The sequence below is a fragment of the Zavarzinia compransoris genome, from assembly GCF_003173055.1.
Classification (GTDB): domain Bacteria; phylum Pseudomonadota; class Alphaproteobacteria; order Zavarziniales; family Zavarziniaceae; genus Zavarzinia; species Zavarzinia compransoris.
This window is the reverse complement of record NZ_QGLF01000003.1, coordinates 426,685-446,967: the sequence shown is the minus strand read 5'-3', so window position 1 is coordinate 446,967 and position 20,283 is coordinate 426,685. Positions and strand designations below refer to the sequence as shown.

Sequence of the window (20,283 nt, the reverse complement as noted above, 5' to 3'; positions counted from 1 at the left end):
AATATTCAGTGAGGCGTGCGGACGGATGGAACAGGCCCTCGGCCACAAACTTTTTACTCTGTGGCTCGACCGAAGCGAATGAGTATCCGTTTCGGTCGAGCCACCAGGAAGTGGGAATGCCCATGGTGTTGGACCGGCTGGTGAAAATGTCGAGCTTCGCGGGCGAGCGGACTCTGCAATGGGTGAGCAACGCGGTCGAGACGACCCTCTTCGCCGAGAATTTCGACGTCTCCGAACAGACGCCCTATGAAATCGTGGTCCAGGGCGGGCTGATGACCGTGCGCTATTATCCGCCCCTGGCCGAAGCCGAGATCCCGGTCGGCGAAGAGACCATGCCCGTCGCCACCCAGCGCCACGCCGTGCCCATCCTGCTGGTGCCGCCGCTGGCCGCCGATCCGCTGAATTTCGACCTGCTGCCCAACCGCAGCCTGGTGCGCTTCCTGCTGGCCAAGGGTTTCAAGGTCTATCTGGTCGATTTCGGCAGCCCCAAGACCCGCCACGCCGATTACGGCCTGGCGGATTACGCCGCCCGCATGCTGCCCGACGCCATCGCCGCCGTGCGCGCCCATCACGGCGCGCGGCCGCTGTCCCTGGTCGGCTATTGCATGGGCGGGCTGTTCGCCCTGGTCTATCAGGGCTGGGCCCGGGACGGGGACATCCGCAACATCGTCACCATCGCCTCGCCGATCGACAGCAAGGCGGTGGGCGTCGCCGGCGGCCTGGTCGAGGCGATGCAGGTGCCGACCCGGCTGATCCGCCGCCTCACCCCGTTCAGGATCGACAAGATCGACGCCAAGCGCCTGATGATGCCCGGCTGGATGGCGTCCAATATCTTCAAGCTGACCAACCCGGTCGGTGTCCTCCAGGGTTACCTAGACCTGCTGATGAACCTGTGGGACCGGGAGTATCTCCTCGAGAACCGCACGGTGGCGCGCTGGTTCAACGACATGCACGCCTATCCGGGCGGCATCGTGAAGGATTTCCTCGTCCGCGTCGGCCTGGACAATGCCCTGGCCAAGGGCCGGATCGAATTGGGCGACGGCCAGGCCAGCGATTTCTCGGCGATCACCTGTCCCTATCTCGCCATCGCCGGCAAGAAGGACCAGATCGTCACCCTCGATGCGGCGAGAAAGGTCATGGATGTCGTGCCCGCCGCCGACAAGCAGTTCGCCGAGGCGCCGGGCGGCCATGCCGGCGTCTTCGCCGGTTCGCGTGCCCCGGTCACCACCTGGACCATCACGGCGGACTGGCTGGCGCTGCGCTCCGCCGCGTGACCGCGTGCGGGCCCGGGGCGTCCTGCCGGCGGCGGCCCTCGCCCTCGCCCTCGCCTTCGCCCCGGCCGCCCCCGCGGCGGCGGCCTGGTGCGAGGCGCCGGGCCGGGGCTTGGTCATCACCGCCGTCAGCCTCGCCCATGACGACGAAGCCCTGGACCGCGACGGCGACGGCCGGCCGGTCGACGATGGCCTGAAGCTCGAAATTTCGCCCTGGGTGCAATACGGCCTGGACCCGGGCCTGACCGCCATCGCCCAGGCGACCTGGACCTCGACCCGGCGGGAGGCCGCGGGCGACCAGGGCATCAGTGCCCTCTTCGTCGCCCTGCGCCGCGAACTCTGGTCCGGGGGCGGCCAGACCCTTTCCCTCCAGCCCGGGCTGAGCGTCAGCCCGGGGCCGGCGGCGCGGGGCCGGCGCCTGGGCGGCGGTCTGCCGGCCGGCGAATTGCGCCTGCTCTACGGCACGGGCTTCGCCCTGCCCTGGGCCTGGGCGGAGGATGGTTTCGCCGTCGTCGAGATCGCCCCCCGCCTGCGCGAGGGCGGGCGGGACTCCCGGCTCGAGGTCGGCGGCACCCTCGGCCTCCGGCTGGCCGGGGGCGAGACCCTGTTGTTCCAGGCGGTCAGCCAGCATGCCTTCGGGCCCGACGACAGCGATTTCGCCAAGCAGCAACTCTTCGCCTCCACCCTGCTGCCGCTGGGCCCCGCCCTCTCCCTGCAACTGGGGGCCGGCTATGTCGTGGCCGGCCGCGACACCCCGCGCGAGGCGACGGGCCTTGCCGCGCTCTGGCTGCGGTTCTGACGCCGCGCTCAGCCGGCCAGATAGGCCGCGACATAGCCCGCCGCAATGGCCAGGCACAGCGGGGAATAGAACAGCCGGTTGAGGCGCATGAACGGCGTCCCCGCCGCATAGCCAAAGACGGTGCGGGAAAAGCCGGCCAGCCCGCGCAGCGCGAAGACGGCGCCCGAGCCCCAGAACCCGGTGGCGACGGCAAACGCCGGCAAGGGTTGATCCGGCCCGGGCACGAGGCCGCCGACGACCGCGACCAGGACCGCCGAGACCGCGAGGGCAGCAGCGACGAAAAAGGCCGGCCAGAAGCCCGGCGCCTTCATGCCCTGCGTCCGCCCGACGACGCGTTCGACCATGCTGTGCTCGTCATGGCCCGGCCAGCGCCCGCCCAGCCCCCAATAGAGATGCAGCGCGGACAGCGCGGCAAGGACGATCGTCACCGCCAGGGCCCAGGGATTCATGGGTCTTCGCCTCCTCCGCCGGCCGCGGCGGATGGTTCAGTCCTACGCCCGGGGCTTGCGCCTGTCAATACGGTTGCGTATGGTCAATTCATGAACACGGAAAACGAAGCACCGAAAGGCGCAGGCCGGATCGGCCGCGACGACTGGATCCGCGCGGCCCTGGCCCTCTTGCTGGACGAAGGGATCGCCGGCGTGCGGGTGGAGCCGCTGGCGCTCCGCCTCGGGGTCACCAAGGGCAGTTTCTACTGGCATTTCAAGGACAGGGCGGCCCTGCACGCGGCCATGCTGGCGCAGTGGCGCGCATCGACGACGCGCGACGTCATCGCCCGTTTCGAGCGCGAGGGCGGCGCGCCGCGGGCAAAGCTGCGGCGCGTGCTCGCCCTCGCGACTGGCGGCGGCGCAACCGCGGTCGCCCTCGACACCGCGATGCGGGGCTGGGGCCGGCTGGAGCCATCGGTCGCCGCCGCCATCGCCGCGACCGACGACGAGCGCATCGCCTATATGGCCGGACTGCTGCACGCCATGGGCCTGCCGCCCGGCCCGGCCGACCTGCGGGCCCGCATCCTCTATCTCGCCTGGGTCGGCAGTTCGTTCTCCCAGGCCGCCCGACGAGGCCTGTGGCGCGAACTGGAAGCCCTGATCTCCCGGACCTGAAGAGTCAGCCCGGCGCGGGCAAGTGCCGGTCGCCCAACCGGGACAGGCGGCCATCGAAGGCGAAGGGCTTGGCCAGCACCGCGCCGCCGGGCCCGAGCAGGTCGGAGACCGCCCGGCAAAGATAGGGATGCCCACTCATCATGACGAGATCGGCGGCCGGCGTCAGGGCCTGGACCACCCGAGCAAGGCGCAGGCCGTCCAGCACCCGCATCTCGATATTGAGCAGCACGCATCCCCTATCTCGCCCGGGTCGGCAGTTCGTTCGCCTGAGGCGCGGCCTGGAAGCCCTGACCTGGTAGGCCTGACGCGTCCCCGGGGGAACCGGCCGCGTCAGGCCGGCACGGGCAGGTGACGGTCGCCCAGCCGGGACAGGAGGTCGTCGAAGGCGAAAGGCCTGGCCAGCACCGCGACGCCGGGCCCGAGCAGGTCGGAGACCGCCCGGCAGAGATAGGGATGCCCACTCATCATGACGAGATCGGCGGCCGGCGTCAGGGCCTGGACCACCCGAGCAAGGCGCAGGCCGTCCAGCACCCGCATCTCGATATCGAGCAGCACGCATCCCCTATCTCGCCCGGGTCGGCAGTTCGTTCGCCTGAGGCGCGGCCTGGAAGCCCTGACCTGGTAGGCCTGACGCGTCCCCGGGGGAACCGGCCGCGTCAGGCCGGCACGGGCAGGTGACGGTCGCCCAGCCGGGACAGGAGGTCGTCGAAGGCGAAAGGCCTGGCCAGCACCGCGACGCCGGGCCCGAGCAGTTCGGAGACCGCCCGGCAGAGATAGGGATGCCCACTCATCATGACGAGATCGGCGGCCGGCGTCAGGGCCTGGACCACCCGAGCAAGGCGCAGGCCGTCCAGCACCCGCATCTCGATATCGAGCAGCACGCATCCCCTATCTCGCCCGGGTCGGCAGTTCGTTCGCCTGTGGCGTGGCCTGGAAGCCCTGACCTGGTAGGCCTGACGCGTCCCCGGGGGAAGCGGCCGCGTCAGGCCGGCACGGGCAGGTCACGGTTGCCCAGCCGGGACAGGAGGTCGTCGAAGGCGAAAGGCTTGGCCAGCACCGCGACGCCGGGCCCGAGCAGGTCGGAGGCGGCCCGGCAGAGATAGGGATGCCCGCGCATCATGACGAGGTCGGCCCCCGGTGCCAGGGCCTGAACCACCTGGGCAAGGCACAGGCCGTCCAGCACCGGCATCTCGATATCGAGCAGCGCGCATCCTCTATCTCGCCCGGGTTGGGAATTTGTTCTCGCAGGCGGCGCGAGCTAGAAGCGCTGATCACGCCCCCGAAGGAACCGGCCGCGTCAGCCCGGCGCGGGCAGATGCCGGTCGCCCAGCCGGGACAGGAGGTCGTCGAAGGCGAAGGGCTTGGCCAGCACCGCGACCCCGGGCCCGAGCAGGTCGGAGGCGGCCCGGCAGAGATAGGGATGCCCGCTCATCATGACGAGGTCGGCCTCCGGCGCCAGGGCCTGGACCACCTGGGCGAGGCGCAGGCCGTCCAGCACCGGCATCTCGATATCGAGCAGGACGACGTCGGGGCTGCCCTCGGTCGCCTGGCGGGCGCCGTCCTCGCCGTCGCCGGCCCCGATCACGTCGAAGCCGTGGGCGGCCAGGCCGGCCGACAATTCGTCGCGCAGCAGGCCGTCGTCCTCGACCACCAGCACCCGGCAATTGGATCGCGCCATCACCCCACCCTTCGCGATCCCGCGACGAAGCCCGTTTCCTTCTTCTGTCGTAGCATACTATCCTATGCAGCCAGAAGCGGTTTGCGAGGCGGAACATGAAGTCATTGGCGGGCATCGGGGCGCCCTTGTTCGCGCTTTGCTGGTTTGGTGTCGCCTGGGCGATCGCCTGGGCCCGGCGCCGCCATCACGCCCGGCGCGAGGCCCCGGGCCGGGCCTGACCCGGTGCCGGCTGACAGCCCCGCCCTGCCCGACCGCGGCCACCTGCTGGCCGGGGCGGCCGGCGATCATCTGGTTGCATGCGGCCTGATCGGGCCCGACCAGCGCGAGGCGGCGATCGCGCTCGCCCGGCACCACGGCCTGGACCCGATGGAAACCCTGGCGGCGCAGGGGCCGCCCGCCGCCGACCGCGAGGCCCTGGCGGCCGCGCTGGCGGCCTGTCTCGGCCTCGTCCACGCCGACCCGGAAGCCGAGCCGCCGGACCCCGCCCTGCCGCAGGCGGCCCGGCTCGGCGACTACAGCCGGCATCTGCTGCTGCCCTGGCGCCGGCAGGGCGCGGTCACCCGGTTTCTCTGCGTCAGCCCGGACCTTGCCAATCTCGTCCGGGCCGAGGCCTGGGCCGGCGGCCCGGTCGAACTGGCGGTGACCAGCCGCCCGGCCCTGATGGCGGCGCTGGCGCGCCATTTCGCCGCCGAACTCGGCGATCTGGCCATCAACCGCCTGCGCCGGCGGGCGCCGGAACATTCGGCGGGCACGCCGGCGCCGCGCTGGCAGAAACGGGGCCTCGGCCTCCTGCTGCTCGGCACCGGGGCGGGGCTGGCGCTGGCGCCGGTCGCGACGCTGGCGGCGGCCAGCGCCGTCACTGCCCTGTTCTATTTCGCCCATCTGCTGTTCCGCCTCGCGGTGGTTGTCGCCGGCCAGCGCCGGGGTGCCGCGGCGGCCGCCCCGCCCCTGCCCGATCCGGCGCTGCCGCCCTATACGATCCTGGCGCCCCTGCTGCGCGAGCCCGAGGTTCTGCCCCTGCTGGCGGATGCCCTGGACCGGCTGGACTATCCCCGCGCCCTTCTCGACATCAAGCTGGTGCTCGAGGCCGACGATGCACCGACCATCGCCGAGGCCCGCCGCCTCGGCCTCGACCGGCGCTACGATCTGGTGCTGGTGCCGCCGTCCGAGCCGCGGACCAAGCCCAAGGCGTGCAATTTCGCCCTGCCGCTCGCCCGCGGCGACTGCCTCGTCATCTTCGATGCCGAGGACCGGCCGGAATCCGACCAGTTGCGCAAGGCCGCCGGCGCCCTCGTCCAGGGGCCGGCCGGGCTCGGCTGCGTGCAGGCCCGGCTCAATTTCGACAATGCCCGGGAAAACTGGCTGACCCGCATGTTCGCCCTCGATTACGCCCTGTGGTTCGACTACCTGCTGCCCGGCCTCGACCGCCTGGGCATTCCCATTCCGCTCGGCGGCACCTCGAACCATTTCCGCCTGGCGGCGCTGCAGGCGGTCGAGGGCTGGGATCCCTTCAACGTCACCGAGGATGCGGACCTGGGCCTGCGCTTGCACGCCCGGGGCTTTCGGGTCGGCGTCATCGATTCGACCACCTTCGAGGAGGCGACCAGCACCCTCGGCAACTGGCTGCGCCAGCGCAGCCGCTGGATGAAGGGCTATATGCAGACCATGGCGGTGCAGGCCCGCCACCCCCTCGCCCTGTGGCGCCGGGCCGGGCCTGTCGGCGCCCTCGGCGTCTTCGCCTTCGTCGGCGGGACGGTGGCGGCGAGCCTGGCCAATCCCCTCGTCTGGGGCCTGTGCCTCGCCTGGCTGGCGACCCACGGCAGCGGCTGGCTCGATCCCCTGTTCCCGCCGCCGGTGACGGCGATCGGCCTGATGTCCTGGGGCCTCGGCAATTTCACCCTGCTCTATCTCGCCATGATCGCGCCCTTCCGGCGCGGCTGGTTCGGGCTGACGCCCTGGGCGCTGACCACCAGCTTCTATTGGATCCTGGTCTCGGTCGCCGCGTGGCGGGCGCTGTGGCAATGGCTGCACCGGCCCTTCCATTGGGAAAAGACCCAGCATGGCGCCAGCCGCCATATCCGCGCCATCCTCGCCCAGCGCGAGCGGGGCGGGCCCAGGGGCGAACCATGAGCGGCCCGGGCCGGGCAGCGCTCCTCGCCGCCGGCGGCCTCGTCCTGCTCGTCGCCGCGCGGGCGCTGCCGGACGGCGCCGAAGCCGCCGCCCCTTTCCTTTCCGGGGCCGGCCCCGCCGCCTTTCCGCCCGTCACCCAGCAGCTCTCGGCCGTGCTGGACCGCTTGGGGGCACCGCCGTCGGCGCTGGCGCTGGCGGCGGGCCTCGTTCTCTTCCGGCTTGTGCATCCCGTCGCCGGGGCCGCCGCCCTGCCGGGCGTTGCCCTGGCGGTGGCCGCCGGGCCGGCGCTAGCCCTGCTCTGCCTTCTCTATATCCTGGCGGTCCGGGGCCTCGTGCGGGAGACGGCGGCAACGCCGGCCGTCCTGCTGATGAGCATCGGCGGCGCCTTGGGCCTGATGCCCATGGTCCATGCCGGCGGCGCGGCCCTCGCCCTGGCCTTGCTGCCGGCCCTGGCGCTGGGCCTGCCCGCGCCCCTGATCGCCGGCCACAGCGCGCTCGGCACCGCCATGGTGCTGGGCTTTCCGGGGCTGGCGGCCGGGCTTGCCTATGGTCTTCTCGCCTTCGTCTTCGGGCTGTCGCCGCTCATCCCCTATGCGACCGTGCTCGGCTTCGGGCCGGGGGCGGGCGCACCGGGGCCGGCGCTGGTCGCCGGGCTCCTGCTGGCCGGGCCCGCCCTTCTGTGGCTGGCCGCCGCCTGGGGCCGGCGGCGCGGAAGCAGCAGCGACGGCGCGCGGCGGACGGCCCGGGTCGCGGGCCTTGCCGGTCTCGCCCCCCTGGTCGCGACGCTGATCCATGGGCTTGGCGGCGGCGGGTGGCACCCGGCGCTGCTCGCCGCCCCGACCCTGCTGGCGGCGGCGCTGCGCCCCGATCCCGGGGCCGGCGAGGCGGAACGGCTGTGGCTGGCGCTGGCCCTGGCCGGGCCCCTGGTCCTGGCCGGCCTTGCCGCCGGCCTGCTGCCCGCCTGCCTGAGCGTAGACGGTCCGTCATGCTGGTCGCCGTGATCGACCGCGATGCCGGGCGTCACGGCGCCTGGCGCGAACGGCTGGCCGCCCTCGGCTGGGCGGCAGAGGCCGGCACCGATGCCGACGCCCTGTCCGGCCGCGCGGCGGAGATCGTGCTATTGGTCGAACCGCCGGCAGCCGGCATCGCCCGGGCCCTGGCCGGCCTTGCCGTCCACGGCGATTTCGCCGCGGCCACGGTCCTCGTCGTTGCCGGCGCCGACGCCGCGCTGCTCCGCCATGCCTGCCGGATCGCCGGCGCGGTCCTGCTCGAGGCGGCGGGCCTCGACCTGTCGCTGGACGGCCATCTCCGGCTGGCCGCCCGCCTTGCCGGGGAAACGGCACGGCGCCGCGCCCTGGAAGACCAGCGCCGCCGCCTTGAGGACGAGCGCCTCGCCCTGCGCAGCCTGTCACCCTTCGCCGGCGGCGGCCGCCTGCTGTCGGAAAGTGCGGGCCGCTATCGCGCCCAGCGCCTGCTGGCCGCGGGGCCGGCCATCGTCATCCACCTCGCCCTCGACGACTTGGGCCATTGGCGCGCCGGCTATGGCCGGGATGCGCTGCGCGCGACCCTGGACCGGGTGGAGGCGCGGCTGGCCGCGGTACCCGGCTCGCTTGGCGACATGATCCATGTCCGGGGCGAGGACGGCGGCTGGGGCCTGTGGCTGGCGGGAAACGACCGGGCGATGGCAAGCGCGAGCGCCCGCCAGATGCTGGACGCGGTGGTCCGGGCCGGCCTGCACCATGCGCCCGCGCGGCCGGAGTCCCTGGTCACCCTGTCGGCCGGGGTCGCCACCGCGCCGCGGGAAGGCTCTGCCCGCCAGGCGGAGGCGGCGGCGGATTCATCGCTCCGCCTCGCCGCCAGCCTGGGCGGCAACCGCATCCGCTGGGCCGATTGAAGCAGCTTCGGGCGCGGTGGAAACCGGTTCGCCCGAAGCTACCCGCGTTTCAGACTTCGTAGACCGCCTTGTATTTCTCGACCGTGGCGCGGTTGTCGTGCTGCCAGGGGTGGAAGCCCGGCTTGAAATAGGCGAGATAATGGCCGAGCGTCCGGCGCAACGTGCCCGGTTTCACGAACATGAAGTGCAGCGCCGACGCCAGGCTGCGCCAGCCGCGCGCCTCGCCCCGGGCCTTCAGCAGGGCGCCCGCATTGTAGTTGGTCTGGCCGAGGAAGACCCGCGTCGCCAGGGCCATGGCCCGGACCCGCATGCGGTACCCCTTGAAGCCCTCGGGCTTCACCTTGTTCCAGACGTCGAAGGCGACGGACTTGTGTTCCGCCTCCTCGATCGCATGCCAGTGCCAGATGCGCGAGAATTCGGGATCGGCGCCGGCCATGAAATCCGGGTGCGAGAGCAGGTCGTCGGCCAGGATCGCGGTGAAATGCTCGAAGGCGCAGGTCACCGCGAGCTTGAACAGCGGGTTGTCGTCCCAGGTCGCGATCTCGTCGCGGAGCCGCTGCTCGAGCGCGTCGACATCGCCGCCGAAGGCCTTGATGGCATTGTTGTAACGCCGGTGTTCCCGGGAATGGATGCCTTCCTGCTGCTGGAAGGCGGTGACTTCGGCCAGCAGCTGCGGGTCCTCGATCCGGTCGCGGAAATGGACCACGGCATTGATGAAGTAGGTCTCGCCGACCGGGAACAGGATCGAGGAGCCGTCCATGATCGCGGTCGCCACGGGGTTGCCGGCGAACCAGTTGCGCTTGTCCTCCCCCGAAAGGGAGAATTTCAGGTTCCGCGCCTTGATATCCAGCTTGCCCATGGCGATGCTCTCCTCGTTTCGCTGTTGTCGATCAGGCTTCGTAGGCCGACTTGTACTTTTCGATCAGGTGGCTCGAGTCCTTGTTCCAGGGATGGAAGCCCGGCACGAAGTACGCGAGATATTCGAACAGGGTCTTGCGCAGCACGCCCGGGCGGATCATCGAGAAGCGCAGGACGCCCCACACGGTGTAACGCGCCCGATCATAGCCGCGGGCCCGCAGGAAGGCCTTGGCGTTGTAGCGGCTCTGGCCGACGAAGACGCTGGTCGCCTTGAACATGGCGCGGACGCGCATGACGTAGCCCTTCAGGCCCTTGGGCTTCACCAGGTTCCAGACGTCATAGGCGACGGACTTGTGCTCCGCCTCCTCGATCGCATGCCACCGCCAGACGCGGGCGAATTCCGGCTCGGCGCCCTCGAGGAAATCGGGGTGTTCCAGCACGTGCTCGGCCAGCATGGCGGTGAAATGCTCGAAGGCGCAGGTCAGGGCCAGGCGGTATTCCGGCGAGGCGTTCTTCGCGTCGAGGAGGTCGATCTCGCGCTGCAGCCGGGCTTCGAGTTCGGCGATATTGCCGCCGAAGGCTTCGATCGCCTTGTTGTAACGGCGGTGTTCACGCGAATGGACGCCTTCCTGCTGCTGGAAGCCGCGGATGTCGGACAGCAGCTTCGGATCGGTCACGCGGTCGCGGAAATGGACCACGGATTCGATGAAGAAGGTCTCGCCGATCGGAAACAGCACCGAGGCGCCGTCCATCATGGCGGTCGCCACCGGATCGCCGTTGAACCAGTTGCGCTTGTCCTCGCCGGCGAGGTTGAACTTGATGTTGCGCGGCTTGATTTCGGCCATGCTCATGATCTTGCTCCTCAAGGGCCTGCCGCCGGTTACGACCGGGCGGCGGCGGTGTTGGCGTTGTTCTTGTTCTTCGCGCCCCGGGCAAGACCCCCGAAGGCCTTGCGCACGAGGGTCGCATAAGCGACAGGCAACAGGCGGGCGAGACCCGAAATCACATGGGCATCGGCGCCGATCAGAATGCGGGGGGCCCGTTTCTCGATGCCCCGGATGATGGTCGCCGCCGCCTGTTCGGGCGTGGTGCGGACGACCTCCTCGAAGCGGCGGGCGACGGCCTCGGCCGAGTCCGCACCTGCCGGCAGTTCGATGACGCGGGCGGCATTGGCGATATTGGTCTTGATGCCGCCCGGGTGGACGCAGGCGATATGAACGCCCGTGCCGTGCATTTCCTGGCGCAGCGTCTCGGTGAAGCCGCGCACGGCGAATTTCGCCGCGCAATAGGCCCCCTGGCCGGGCACCCCGATCAGGCCGAAGACGCTGGAGACATTGACGATGGACCCGGCCCGCTTCGCCGCCAGCTGCGGCAGGAAAGCCTTGGTGCCATGGACCACGCCCCAGAAATTGATGCCCATCAGCCATTCGATCTGTTCGACCGGCAGGCTGGCGATGGAGCCGACGAGGGCGACGCCCGCGTTGTTGATCACGATATCGGCACCGCCCCATTCGGCGGCCACCTTGTCGGCATAGGCAAAGAGGGCATCGCGGTCGGCAACGTCCAGGCGATCGGCCATGACGGTGGCGCCGGCCTGGCGCAATTCGGCGGCCAGGGCATTCAGGCGGTCGAGGTTGACGTCGGAAATCGCCAGCTTCGCGCCGCGCCGGGCGAAATCGCGGGCAAGCGCCTGGCCGATGCCGGATGCAGCACCGGTGACGACCGCGACCTTACCCGTGAAAGCGTCCTGAGCCATGGTTTTCTCCCTTGCAGTGCTGTTTTCTCACTCGACCTAACTTTTGTCAATCGACAAATAAAACCAGATCGGGCTGGCCGGCCTTGCGTGTCCGGCCCGGCTTGGCGCATTGTGCGCCTTGGAACTATGATCTCGTGGGGTGGTGGTGTCGCGTCCCGTTTTCGATGACCTTCAGGCGCGATTGCGCTCGCTGGCACGGGGCGACCTGCCGGCCGCCGTCGCCCTGCCCAGCAGCCGGGCGGAACGATCCGCCGCGCTGCGGGCGCGGATCATCGATGCCGCCAAGCCGGAATTCGCCGCCAAGGGCTATGACGGGGCCTCGGTCCGCGCCATCGCCGCGGCCGCGGGGATCGAGCAGGGCCATCTCGGCTATCACTTCAAGACCAAGCGCGCCCTGTGGGAGGCGACGGTGGACGTCGTCTTCGCCGATTTTCCGGAAACCATCGGCAAGGTCCTGCCCCGCACCTACGAGGATGCGCGGACGGTGATCCGGGCCATGCTGCAATCCTATGCCGGCTATTGCATCGCCTGCCCGGAACACGCCCGCATCGTCTTCAACGAAGCCTCGGCCGGCGGCGAGCGGCTGGAATGGCTGGTCGACCGCCATATCCGCAAGCGGATCGCGGTGCTGGAACCGATCTTCAAGGCGGCGCGCGACCGGGGCGCCGTCGCCGCCACCTCGTTCGAGGCGTTCTTCGTCTCGTTCCTCGCCACCTTCGGCCTGACCTACGGCGTGCGCAGCTTCCACGCCGCCATCTTCGGCCCGCCCGGCGCCGACCCTGAACAGGTGGCCCCGATCGCGATCGAGGACCTGATCGCCCTGTTCGTGAAATAGGCGGGCTTATCGTTCATTGATAGCCAGCCTCCTTCTGGTGGCGAACAGCCAGCAACACCACCGTCTCGCCGTCGAGGCGATAGAGGACGACATAGCCGCTATTGCCAAAGTCGATCAATTTTTCCCGATATTCGGGGGCCATATCTTTCGCAGGCCGCCCGGCCTGCGGCGCCTGCGCCAGAAGTTTAACCCCGTCTCGGATCGCCGCGACCGCGCGGCGCGCCGCGTCGGCATCCTTTGGCTTCAGCCAGCGATGAAGCCGGCCGACATCGTCCAGGGCGTTCGCCGTCCAGATCAGAGGACAAGCCATCGTCCAGGGCGTTAACTAGCGGTCTGAGGGCCGGGGGCCAACCGCAATCTCGGGCCGCTCCGCGTCGTCACCCGCTTCCAGCTTCGCCAGCCAGGCGTCCGCTTCCTCGATCGTCAGATGCAAGCCTGTGCGCTGATAGTCTTCCCACGCCTGTATCGCGTCCTGCTTGAACGCCTCGCGCTTTTCCTCGCGTTCGACATACTGCGCGATGGCTTCGCGCATGATCCAATGCGAACTGCGCTGCCGCACGGCGGCCAAATGCTGCACACGGTCTTTCAGGGCGTCATCCAGCTTGATAGATGTTGCCGATGCCATCTTGCAACCTCGGTAGCGAAAGCTATTACCCTCCGCCAAAGCTACACCATCGGCGCCCGGCCATCCATCCCTCAGGGCAACCTGTCCCTTGCCCGGCGGCCGGGCGGACCATGCCTTCCACGTCCTCGATGGACGGGGCGCCGGCTTCCTTTGCCGTCAGGCGGCGAGCGCAATCCGACTATCGAAAACTACGCCTCGCCCTGGCGGGCCTTCATCAGGCGTTCCTCGATCTCGATGACCGCGCGGGGGTCCTGGGCGGCGGTGCCCTTTTCCCGCTCCAGTTCCTGCGCCACCTCGCCGGCCAGGCCGTCGATCAGGTCGCGGGTGCGGAGGGTCAGGCCGGCATCGGCGCGCAGCGCCGCCAGCGCCCGTTCGGCGCTGTCCTGGGCGCGGCGTGCGGCGGCCAGCGTCGCCGGCCGGTCCGACTGGCCGGCCAGGGCCAGAGCCGCGCTCAGTTTCTCGACCGAAGGGGAGACCAGCCGGGGCAGGCGGCCGTTGTCGCCCGACAGCAGGCCCGGGGTGGTTCCCGGCGGCAGGCTGCCCGAAATCGTCCGGCCCAGGGCGCGCCGGCGCAGGTCCGCCAGTTCGCGCACCAGGGCCGGCACGCCGGCGGCCAGTTGCCGCGCATGGTCGCGGTCGCCGGCGCCCGCCATGTGGCGAAGTGCTGCGTAAAGGCCGGCCAATTGGTCGAGCTTCGCTTCCAGCAGGCGCCGCTCGTCCTTGTCGAAGGCGAGGCGGTCGGCATCGGCGACCACGCCGGCGATGGTCGGCAGATGGGGTTCGAAGGCATCGCGCGCCGGCGCATGGCGGGGGCCGAGCACGGCCAGCCCCGCCCGCCGCGACAGCAGGTTGCGCGCAAGGTAAAGCCCGCCCGAGACCGCCGCCGCCGGCAGCAGGCCGGCGATCAACCCCGCCGCCCCGAACAGGGCGCCGAACAGGCTGTGCGAGGTCACGGTCATGCCGAAGCCCAGCGCATAGAGCCCCCACACCCCCCAGACGGAGGCGGTGGTCAGCCAGCGGCTGCGCTTTTCGCGGCGGTCACGGGCATTGATCAGGCCGCGCCAGCGGTCTAGTCCCTCGGCCAGGGCGAGGTCGGTGGTGGTCATGGGGGCGGGGCAGCCTCAGGCGATGAAACGCCTCTTAGCTTGCCCCGCCGGCCCCGGATTTCAAGACCCGCTTATTCCGCCGCCACCGGTGCCGCCGCCCGGTCGCGATTGGCCGTGACCGAGGCGGCCGAGGTGGCGACATAATCCGCCGGGTTCAGGCGGGCGGTGGCATGGCGGAAGCGGAAGGTGAAGTCCGGCCACAGGGTGACGTTCCGGCCCTGCTCGTCCCGGTACCAGGACAGGCAGCCGCCATTGTTCCACACCGTGCCGTCCAGCTTGCCGGTCAGCTTGCGGTTGAACGCCGCCTGCACCTCGGGCTTCACGTCGAGATGGTTGTAGCCCTTGGCCTGCATCAGCTTCAGGGCTTCCATCACATAATGGATCTGGCTTTCGATCATATAGACCATGCTCGAATGGCCGAGGCCGGTGTTCGGGCCCATCAGGAAATAGAGGTTGGGGAAGCCGGTGGTGGTCGTGCCGAGATAAGCCTGGGCGCCGTCGCGCTTCCAGCGGGCGTTCAAGTCCTCGCCGCCGATGCCGGTGATCGAGAAGCCGGACAGCATGTCCGTCGCCTTGAAGCCGGTGCCGTAGATGATGGCGTCGACCTCATGCTCGACACCGTCGTCGGTAACCACGCCCCTGGCCGTGATCTCGCGGATGCCGGTGATGACGACCTCGACATTGTCCTGGGTCAGGGAGCGGTAATAATCGTTCGACAGCAGCACGCGCTTGCAGCCGATCGTATAATCCGGCGTCACCTTGGCGCGCAGCGCCGGGTCCTTGACCTGCTTGCGGATATAGCGCCGGGCCAGGCCTTCCATCTTCTTCATCAGGTCGGGCCGGACGGCGAAGCCGAAGACCCGGGCTTCGAGGTACCAGTAGATCAATTCCCGGAATGTCCGCTGGAAGCCGGGGACATAACGGTTGGCGGCGCGCTCCAGGGTGCCGATCTCGCGGTCGGGCTTCGGCATCACCCAGGGGGCGGTGCGCTGGAACAGTTTCAATTCACCGACCGCCGGCTGGATCGCGGGCACGAACTGGATGGCGCTGGCGCCGGTGCCGATCACGGCCACCCGCTTGCCCTTCAGGTCATAGCCATGGTCCCAGTTCTGCGAATGGAAGCTGGCGCCCTTGAAACTGTCGCGGCCCTTGATGGTCGGATAGCTGGGGATCGACAGCGCGCCCATGCCGGACACCACCGCGCGGGCGGTGATGGTCTCGCCCGTCGCCGTGGTCAGGCGCCAGAGGCCGAGGTCTTCCTCGAAATGGGCGCCGGTCAGGGTCACGCCGTAGCGGATATGGGGCGTCACTCCGTATTTTTCCGCCGTGCGCTCGATATAGGCGCGGATCTCGGGCTGGGGCGAATACATCCGCGACCAATCGGGGTTGCGCTCGAAGGAATAGGAATAGAGGTGGCTCTGCACGTCGCAGGCGCAGCCCGGATAATGGTTGTCGCGCCAGGTGCCGCCGACCTTGTCCGCCTTCTCCAGCACGACGAAGTCGTTCATCCCCGCCTTTTTCAGCTGGATCGCCATGCCGATGCCGGAAAAGCCGGTACCGATGACGATCACGTCGTGGTCGGGCCGGGTCACCAGGGGATGGCGCAGGGCGCTGGTCATTGTGGTCTCCTCCGCTTGCCGCATTATCTGACAACGCGTGTTGTCAATATCGACATTGCATCTGACAACGTTTGATGTCAACATCTGAATCATGACGACGCAGACGAAAATCTCCCCCGGCCGCACCTACAAGGGCGCCAGCAACGAGGCGCGCCGGGCCGAGCGGCGGCAGAAGCTGATCGAGGCGGCGGTGAAGGTCTACGGCGCGGTCGGCTATCACGGCGCCACGGTGCGGGCGATCTGCGCCGAGGCCGGCCTGACCGAGCGCTATTTCTACGAGAGTTTCGAGAAGGGCGAGGCCCTGCTCGCCGCTGCCTATCTCGCGGTGATGGAGCGCCTGTCGGGCGAGGTGATGACGGCGATCGCCGCCCTGCCCGCCCCGATCGAGATGGGCACCCTGGTGCGCACGGCGCTGCATACCTATTACACGCTGCTACGCGAGAACCCGAACGAGGCCCGGGTCTTCCTGGTCGAGATCCTGGGCGTCAGCCCGGCGGTCGACACGATCTATTGGGATACGATCCGCAATGTCTCCCTGGCCATCCTGCGCTTCGCCCCCGGGGCGGTGACGCGGCTGTCGGACCAGGGCCTGGATCTCGACCTTTTCGCCGACGGGCTGATCGGCGCCGTGGTGCAGATCGCGCTGGGCTGGGTCCGCTCCGGCTATGCCCAGCCGGTCGAAACCGTGGTCGAGACCGCCATGGCCATCCTCGGCGCGGTCAGCGGGCGGTTCCTGAACTGCTGACGGTCAGCAAACCGCAAGCGCGGCATTCACCTGCCGGAGGTCGTCGCAGAAGGTGCGCACCACCATGTTCGGCTTGCCGACGCCCGGTGTCGCCAGCGCCACTTCCGAGGTCAGCTCGAAGCGCTCCGGGGCGATCGCCTGCATGCGCCCGGCTTCGGCGAAGCCGCGGGCATAATGTTCGGGCAGGAAGCCGATGAAGCTGCCGGACAGGATCAGATGGGCCTGGGCTTCCATATTCTCGACGCTGGCCTTGTGCAGCACCCGGCCGATGGCATTGAAATCCCGTTCGAGATTATAGGCCCGGCCGACGAAGCGGGCCCGGCTGATGGCCAGCGCATCGATGCCCGCGCCCGGCTTGCCGAAGAACTCGTGCCCCGCCCCGCAATAGAGCAGGCTGCGCTCAGTATAAAGGGTTTCATATTCGACGCCGGCGACATGGCGGGGAAAGATCCCGACCGCGAGATTGAGCCGCCCGTCCAGCAGCGCATGGTTCAGCCCCGCCGGCCGATCGACGATCAGGCGCAGGTGCACGTCGTTGTCCCGCCCCTCGAAGCGGCGGATCGCGGCGGCGATGGGCGAACGCTGGTCGGTGACGGTCGAATCGACCAGGCCGATGGTGAGTTCGCCCACCAGCTTGCCGCGCAGCGACGCGGTTTCGGCGCGAAAGCCTTCCAGCGCCGTGAACAGGCGCTTGGTGGCGAGATGCACCCGCTCGCCCTTGTCGGTCAGGCGGAAGCCGCCGCGCCCGCGCTCGCACAGAACCATGCCGAGCCGCTGTTCGAGGTTCGACAAGTGAATGGACAGGGTCGAGGGCGTGAGGCCGAGTTCGGCCTGGGCGCCGGCGAAACCGCCATGTTCCGCCAGCGCGTGAAACACGCGCAGCAGGCGGAGATCGATATTGTCGACATTCATGGCGAAAGGTTAACGGATCAGCGGCGGCGGTGATAGAGCATGCGGCCGATGACATTCATCAGCAATTGCGCGGCCAGGATCGCCGTCGTCCCCGTGTGGTCGTAGTCGGGCGCCACTTCCACCAGGTCCATGCCGATCACCATGCCCCGCCGGGTCAGCCCTTCGAGCAGTTCCAGCACTTCGTAATAGGTGAAGCCGCCATGCGAGGGCGTGCCCGTGCCCGGCGCGATCGAGGGGTCGAAACCATCGATGTCGATGGTGAAATAATAGCGCTTGCCGGCCGGGATGCGGGCGATCACCTGATCGACGCCGAGCTTGCGGAACTGCCGCACGGAAACAATGTCCGAGCCCATGCGCCGCGCATCCTCATAGCCTTCGCGATTGGTCGAGGAGACGTTGCGGATGCCGATCTGGGTCAGCCCGCTGACATAGGATTTCTCCGCCGCCCGGCGCAAGGGATTGCCGTGGCCGTTGCGCACGCCCTTCCGCTCGTCGACGAAATCGAGATGGGCGTCGATATGGACGACATGGAAGGGTTCCTGGTCGTCGAAGGCGTTGATGCAGCCGATATTCACCGAATGATCGCCACCGAGGACGACCGGAATGGCCCCCGCCTTCAGGATCTTGCGGACGCCGAATTCGATATTGGCGAGGCTGCGCTCCTGGTCGGTATGGATGATGTCGGCATCGCCGATATCGACGATGCGGCCCTGGTCCGGGGTCAGATAGGTGACGTCGTCCTCATGGTCGTAGGCGCCGTCATGGCCGAAGGAAAACAGGGTGGAGGCATCGCGGATCGAGCGCGGCCCGAAGCGCGCCCCCGCCCGCCACTGGGTGCCCATGTCGAGGGGCGCGCCAAGCACGGCGACATCGGCCTCGATCCGGTCCCAATCCATGCAGATGGCGGATTTGGCGAAGGTGCAGAAACCGGTGAAGGGCAGGTCCAGCCGTCCCTGGTCATAGCCATGGGCCATGCTCAATCTCCGAAGCCGGCCGCGATGACGCAGAGCAATTCGAACATCAGGGTGGCACCGAGCAGCGAGGTCATGTTCGAGACGTCGAAGGGCGGCGACACCTCGACCACATCGGCGCCGATGATGTTCAGCCCCGCCAGGCCGCGCACCATGCGCATGGCCTCGAAGCTGGAAAAGCCGCCGATCTCGGGCGTACCCGTGCCCGGCGCCTGGGCGGGGTCGATGGCATCGACGTCGAAGGAGACATAGGTGCGCCCGGTGCCGACGATGGCCCGTGCCTCGGCGATGATGTCCTCGGCCGTGCGCGTGATGAACTCCTCGATGAAGATGACGCGGAAACCGTTGGCCCTGGCGAAATCGAGGTCGGACGGATCATAGATCGAGCCCCGGATGCCGATCTGCACCACCCGCTTCGGGTCCAGCAGGCCCTCCTCCACCGCGCGGCGGAAGGGCGTGCCGTGGGTATAGAGATTGTCGCCGAAATAGCGGTCGTTGGTGTCGGAATGGGCATCGAAATGCACCATGCCCACCGGCCCGTCCGCCGCCAGGGCGCGCAGGATGGGCAGGGAAATCAGATGGTCGCCGCCGGCCGAAACCGGGATGCAGCCATGCGCCTTCAGGTCCGCGAAAAAGCCGGTGATCAGGCGCAGCGACTCCATCAGGTCGATCGGGTTGACCGGGGCATCGCCGAGATCGGCCACCACCGCCCGGTCGTAGGGGGCGACACCGGTCACATGGTGGATCTTGCGCATGAAGGCGGAAGCATTGCGGATCTCGCGCGGGCCGTGGCGCGCACCCGCCCGGTTGGTGGTGCCGCCGTCGAAGGGCACGCCGACCAGCGCGATATCCACCCCCTCGGGCGAGGCCTGCATGGGCAGGCGCATGAAGGTGGGCAGCCCGGCGAAGCGCGGGATCAGCGCGGCGTCCTGGGGCTGGGGATGGGGTTTCTTGGTCATGCGGCGGCAACCTTGATCGGGCGGCGGGCCTCGACCTTGGCTGGCGAGACCCGGACCCTCATGGTTGCTGCTGCGCTGCGGCAGGAAAATGCCGTTTCTTCAAAGCATGTTTCGATGCTTTGCGATGTGGCTCAACGCTCGCCGTCGATCAGCGTGCCGGTCGATTCGGGGCCGAACATGATCGAGCGGATGGCGCGGGCGAAATTATCGACCAGGACATCGTCCGGCAGGCCCGGCAGGGGCTGGACGGTGACGCCGTTGACATTGTCGCGCAGCACCTCGAGATCGCCGCGCGCCGCGATCAGCCCGGTCTTCGGCCCTTGCAGCAGGGCGCGGCCGTCCAGCCGCCCGCCCAGTTCAAGCGCCGAACTGCCGCTGCCCTTGCCCTTGGTATAGGCGGTAAGGGTGACGTCCAGGTTCAGGCCATAGCTGCCGCTGGGGTCGCTGGCGAATTCCTGTTCGAGGCGGGTCTTCAGCGCCCGGGCCAGCGCCGGCGGCACATTGCCCTCGGTCGAGACCGTGACCGCGGCCACCCGGACCGCCGGCGCCAGCAGGGCCTGATAGGGGGTGGGTTCCGGCTGGCAGGCGGCGAGGCCAAGACCGGCAAAGCCAAGGCAAAGGGCGAAGAACGGGCGCAGCATATCGGTGATTCCCCCAGGCGGTCAGCCCGCCGATATTGCCTGCGGCCACCGGGGGCCGGCAAGTCAGTCGCCACCCCCGTCACCGCCACCACCGTCACCGGCGCCATCACCGCAACTGCCGCCGTCGTCCTGGCCCGAATCGCCGCAATCCGCCGCATCGGGTCCGTCCCCGTCGGCCAGCAGGCTGGCGACCACCGCGCCCGCCGCGGCGCCGGCGATGAAGCCGCCGGCAGGATCGCGCCGCGACCGGCCGCGGCCGGCGGCCTGGCGGCGGGTGGGATCGGCCAGGACACGGCCGCCCCGGCGTACCAGGTAGCGGAGAAACAGGAGAACCCCGGCCAGAACGAGAAGGGTGATCAGCAGGCCGTCGCTCATCGCTCC

27 protein-coding genes are annotated in these 20,283 nt (G+C 69.3%); 9 read left to right on the top strand and 18 right to left on the bottom strand.

Features of this window, described 5'->3' with window-relative positions; translation table 11 throughout:
- Positions 1–116 precede the first annotated feature (116 nt).
- Both DKG75_RS12845 and DKG75_RS12840 read left to right on the top strand, forming a co-directional pair.
- Positions 117–1,274 carry an alpha/beta fold hydrolase gene (locus DKG75_RS12845; protein WP_166646514.1) on the top strand — a complete coding sequence of 386 codons (1,158 nt, stop codon included), beginning with the start codon at positions 117–119 and terminating at the stop codon, positions 1,272–1,274.
- Positions 1,275–1,278: 4 nt separating this feature from the next.
- Positions 1,279–2,070, top strand: a complete 792-nt coding sequence (locus tag DKG75_RS12840) for a hypothetical protein (RefSeq protein ID WP_109921516.1) — start codon at positions 1,279–1,281, stop codon at positions 2,068–2,070.
- An 8-nt stretch (positions 2,071–2,078) separates the two neighbouring features.
- On the opposite strand, the gene DKG75_RS12835 is transcribed toward DKG75_RS12840, so the two are convergent.
- Entirely contained in the window at positions 2,079–2,519 is a 441-nt protein-coding gene (locus DKG75_RS12835) for a DUF3995 domain-containing protein (protein ID WP_109921515.1), read from the bottom strand.
- 90 nt (positions 2,520–2,609) lie between these two features.
- On the opposite strand from DKG75_RS12835, the gene DKG75_RS12830 reads away from it, so the two are divergent.
- Positions 2,610–3,173: a TetR/AcrR family transcriptional regulator gene (locus DKG75_RS12830; protein WP_166646515.1), complete on the top strand. Its 564-nt coding sequence runs from the start codon at positions 2,610–2,612 to the stop codon at positions 3,171–3,173.
- A 4-nt stretch (positions 3,174–3,177) separates the two neighbouring features.
- On the opposite strand, the gene DKG75_RS12825 is transcribed toward DKG75_RS12830, so the two are convergent.
- From DKG75_RS12825 to DKG75_RS12805, 5 genes are all read right to left on the bottom strand, one after another.
- Positions 3,178–3,402 (bottom strand): hypothetical protein, encoded by a 225-nt coding sequence (locus DKG75_RS12825; RefSeq protein ID WP_109921513.1) that lies wholly within the window; start codon positions 3,400–3,402, stop codon positions 3,178–3,180.
- A 101-nt stretch (positions 3,403–3,503) separates the two neighbouring features.
- Positions 3,504–3,728, bottom strand: a complete 225-nt coding sequence (locus DKG75_RS12820; RefSeq protein ID WP_109921512.1) for a hypothetical protein — start codon at positions 3,726–3,728, stop codon at positions 3,504–3,506.
- Positions 3,729–3,829: 101 nt separating this feature from the next.
- Positions 3,830–4,054, bottom strand: a complete 225-nt coding sequence (locus DKG75_RS12815; protein WP_109921511.1) for a hypothetical protein — start codon at positions 4,052–4,054, stop codon at positions 3,830–3,832.
- Between the two features lie 101 nt (positions 4,055–4,155).
- Positions 4,156–4,362: a hypothetical protein gene (locus DKG75_RS12810; RefSeq protein WP_109921510.1), complete on the bottom strand. Its 207-nt coding sequence runs from the start codon at positions 4,360–4,362 to the stop codon at positions 4,156–4,158.
- 108 nt (positions 4,363–4,470) lie between these two features.
- Positions 4,471–4,851: a response regulator gene (locus DKG75_RS12805; RefSeq protein ID WP_109921509.1), complete on the bottom strand. Its 381-nt coding sequence runs from the start codon at positions 4,849–4,851 to the stop codon at positions 4,471–4,473.
- Between the two features lie 95 nt (positions 4,852–4,946).
- Between DKG75_RS12805 and DKG75_RS23780 the strand changes: the two genes are divergently transcribed.
- Genes DKG75_RS23780 through DKG75_RS12790 form a run of 4 tightly spaced genes read left to right on the top strand, consistent with a single transcriptional unit; the run spans position 4,947 to position 8,875 of the window.
- The gene (locus tag DKG75_RS23780) at positions 4,947–5,069 is read left to right on the top strand and encodes a hypothetical protein (RefSeq protein WP_279573945.1); all 123 of its coding nucleotides are present in this window, start codon (positions 4,947–4,949) and stop codon (positions 5,067–5,069) included.
- A gap of 4 nt (positions 5,070–5,073) precedes the next feature.
- Entirely contained in the window at positions 5,074–6,981 is a 1,908-nt protein-coding gene (locus tag DKG75_RS12800) for a glycosyltransferase family 2 protein (RefSeq protein ID WP_109921508.1), read from the top strand.
- Positions 6,978–7,982, top strand: coding sequence for a hypothetical protein (locus DKG75_RS12795; RefSeq protein ID WP_109921507.1), 1,005 nt, complete (start codon positions 6,978–6,980; stop codon positions 7,980–7,982). The genes DKG75_RS12800 and DKG75_RS12795 overlap by 4 nt, the downstream gene beginning before the upstream one ends.
- Positions 7,967–8,875, top strand: a complete 909-nt coding sequence (locus DKG75_RS12790) for a PleD family two-component system response regulator (RefSeq protein WP_109921506.1) — start codon at positions 7,967–7,969, stop codon at positions 8,873–8,875. Before DKG75_RS12795 ends, DKG75_RS12790 begins: the two co-directional genes overlap by 16 nt.
- A 49-nt stretch (positions 8,876–8,924) precedes the next feature.
- Here the strand turns inward: DKG75_RS12790 and DKG75_RS12785 are convergent, their stop codons facing one another.
- Genes DKG75_RS12785 through DKG75_RS12775 form a run of 3 tightly spaced genes read right to left on the bottom strand, consistent with a single transcriptional unit; the run spans position 8,925 to position 11,489 of the window.
- On the bottom strand, positions 8,925–9,734 hold the full coding sequence (locus DKG75_RS12785; RefSeq protein WP_109921505.1) for a metal-dependent hydrolase: 810 nt from the start codon (positions 9,732–9,734) through the stop codon (positions 8,925–8,927).
- 31 nt (positions 9,735–9,765) lie between these two features.
- The gene (locus tag DKG75_RS12780) at positions 9,766–10,584 is read right to left on the bottom strand and encodes a metal-dependent hydrolase (RefSeq protein ID WP_109921504.1); all 819 of its coding nucleotides are present in this window, start codon (positions 10,582–10,584) and stop codon (positions 9,766–9,768) included.
- Between the two features lie 29 nt (positions 10,585–10,613).
- The gene (locus DKG75_RS12775) at positions 10,614–11,489 is read right to left on the bottom strand and encodes an SDR family NAD(P)-dependent oxidoreductase (protein WP_109921503.1); all 876 of its coding nucleotides are present in this window, start codon (positions 11,487–11,489) and stop codon (positions 10,614–10,616) included.
- Positions 11,490–11,634: 145 nt separating this feature from the next.
- Between DKG75_RS12775 and DKG75_RS12770 the strand changes: the two genes are divergently transcribed.
- Entirely contained in the window at positions 11,635–12,324 is a 690-nt protein-coding gene (locus DKG75_RS12770) for a TetR/AcrR family transcriptional regulator (RefSeq protein WP_166646516.1), read from the top strand.
- A 13-nt stretch (positions 12,325–12,337) separates the two neighbouring features.
- Here DKG75_RS12770 and DKG75_RS12765 read toward each other — a convergent pair whose 3' ends face one another.
- The 4 genes from DKG75_RS12765 to DKG75_RS12750 all read right to left on the bottom strand — a co-directional run bounded on the left by DKG75_RS12765 (position 12,338) and on the right by DKG75_RS12750 (position 15,674).
- The gene (locus DKG75_RS12765) at positions 12,338–12,634 is read right to left on the bottom strand and encodes a type II toxin-antitoxin system RelE/ParE family toxin (protein WP_109921501.1); all 297 of its coding nucleotides are present in this window, start codon (positions 12,632–12,634) and stop codon (positions 12,338–12,340) included.
- Between the two features lie 15 nt (positions 12,635–12,649).
- Positions 12,650–12,949: a CopG family ribbon-helix-helix protein gene (locus DKG75_RS12760; RefSeq protein WP_109921500.1), complete on the bottom strand. Its 300-nt coding sequence runs from the start codon at positions 12,947–12,949 to the stop codon at positions 12,650–12,652.
- Positions 12,950–13,137: 188 nt separating this feature from the next.
- On the bottom strand, positions 13,138–14,055 hold the full coding sequence (locus DKG75_RS12755) for a hypothetical protein (RefSeq protein WP_109921499.1): 918 nt from the start codon (positions 14,053–14,055) through the stop codon (positions 13,138–13,140).
- A gap of 71 nt (positions 14,056–14,126) precedes the next feature.
- A complete protein-coding gene (locus DKG75_RS12750; RefSeq protein ID WP_166646517.1) occupies positions 14,127–15,674 on the bottom strand; it encodes a flavin-containing monooxygenase in 1,548 nt (515 codons plus the stop codon).
- A gap of 91 nt (positions 15,675–15,765) precedes the next feature.
- Here DKG75_RS12750 and DKG75_RS12745 point away from each other — a divergent pair, with 91 nt between their 5' ends.
- A complete protein-coding gene (locus tag DKG75_RS12745) occupies positions 15,766–16,419 on the top strand; it encodes a TetR/AcrR family transcriptional regulator (RefSeq protein ID WP_109921497.1) in 654 nt (217 codons plus the stop codon).
- A gap of 3 nt (positions 16,420–16,422) precedes the next feature.
- On the opposite strand, the gene DKG75_RS12740 is transcribed toward DKG75_RS12745, so the two are convergent.
- From DKG75_RS12740 to DKG75_RS12720, 5 genes are all read right to left on the bottom strand, one after another.
- Positions 16,423–17,331 carry a LysR family transcriptional regulator gene (locus DKG75_RS12740; protein WP_109921496.1) on the bottom strand — a complete coding sequence of 303 codons (909 nt, stop codon included), beginning with the start codon at positions 17,329–17,331 and terminating at the stop codon, positions 16,423–16,425.
- 17 nt (positions 17,332–17,348) lie between these two features.
- Positions 17,349–18,305 carry an agmatinase gene (gene speB / locus DKG75_RS12735; RefSeq protein WP_109921495.1) on the bottom strand — a complete coding sequence of 319 codons (957 nt, stop codon included), beginning with the start codon at positions 18,303–18,305 and terminating at the stop codon, positions 17,349–17,351.
- A gap of 2 nt (positions 18,306–18,307) precedes the next feature.
- Positions 18,308–19,261, bottom strand: coding sequence for an agmatinase (speB, locus tag DKG75_RS12730; RefSeq protein WP_109921494.1), 954 nt, complete (start codon positions 19,259–19,261; stop codon positions 18,308–18,310).
- Positions 19,262–19,392: 131 nt separating this feature from the next.
- Positions 19,393–19,902, bottom strand: coding sequence for a hypothetical protein (locus DKG75_RS12725; RefSeq protein ID WP_109921493.1), 510 nt, complete (start codon positions 19,900–19,902; stop codon positions 19,393–19,395).
- A gap of 63 nt (positions 19,903–19,965) precedes the next feature.
- Complete coding sequence (locus tag DKG75_RS12720; protein WP_109921492.1) at positions 19,966–20,277, bottom strand: hypothetical protein; 312 nt, start codon at positions 20,275–20,277, stop codon at positions 19,966–19,968.
- Positions 20,278–20,283: the final 6 nt, after the last annotated feature.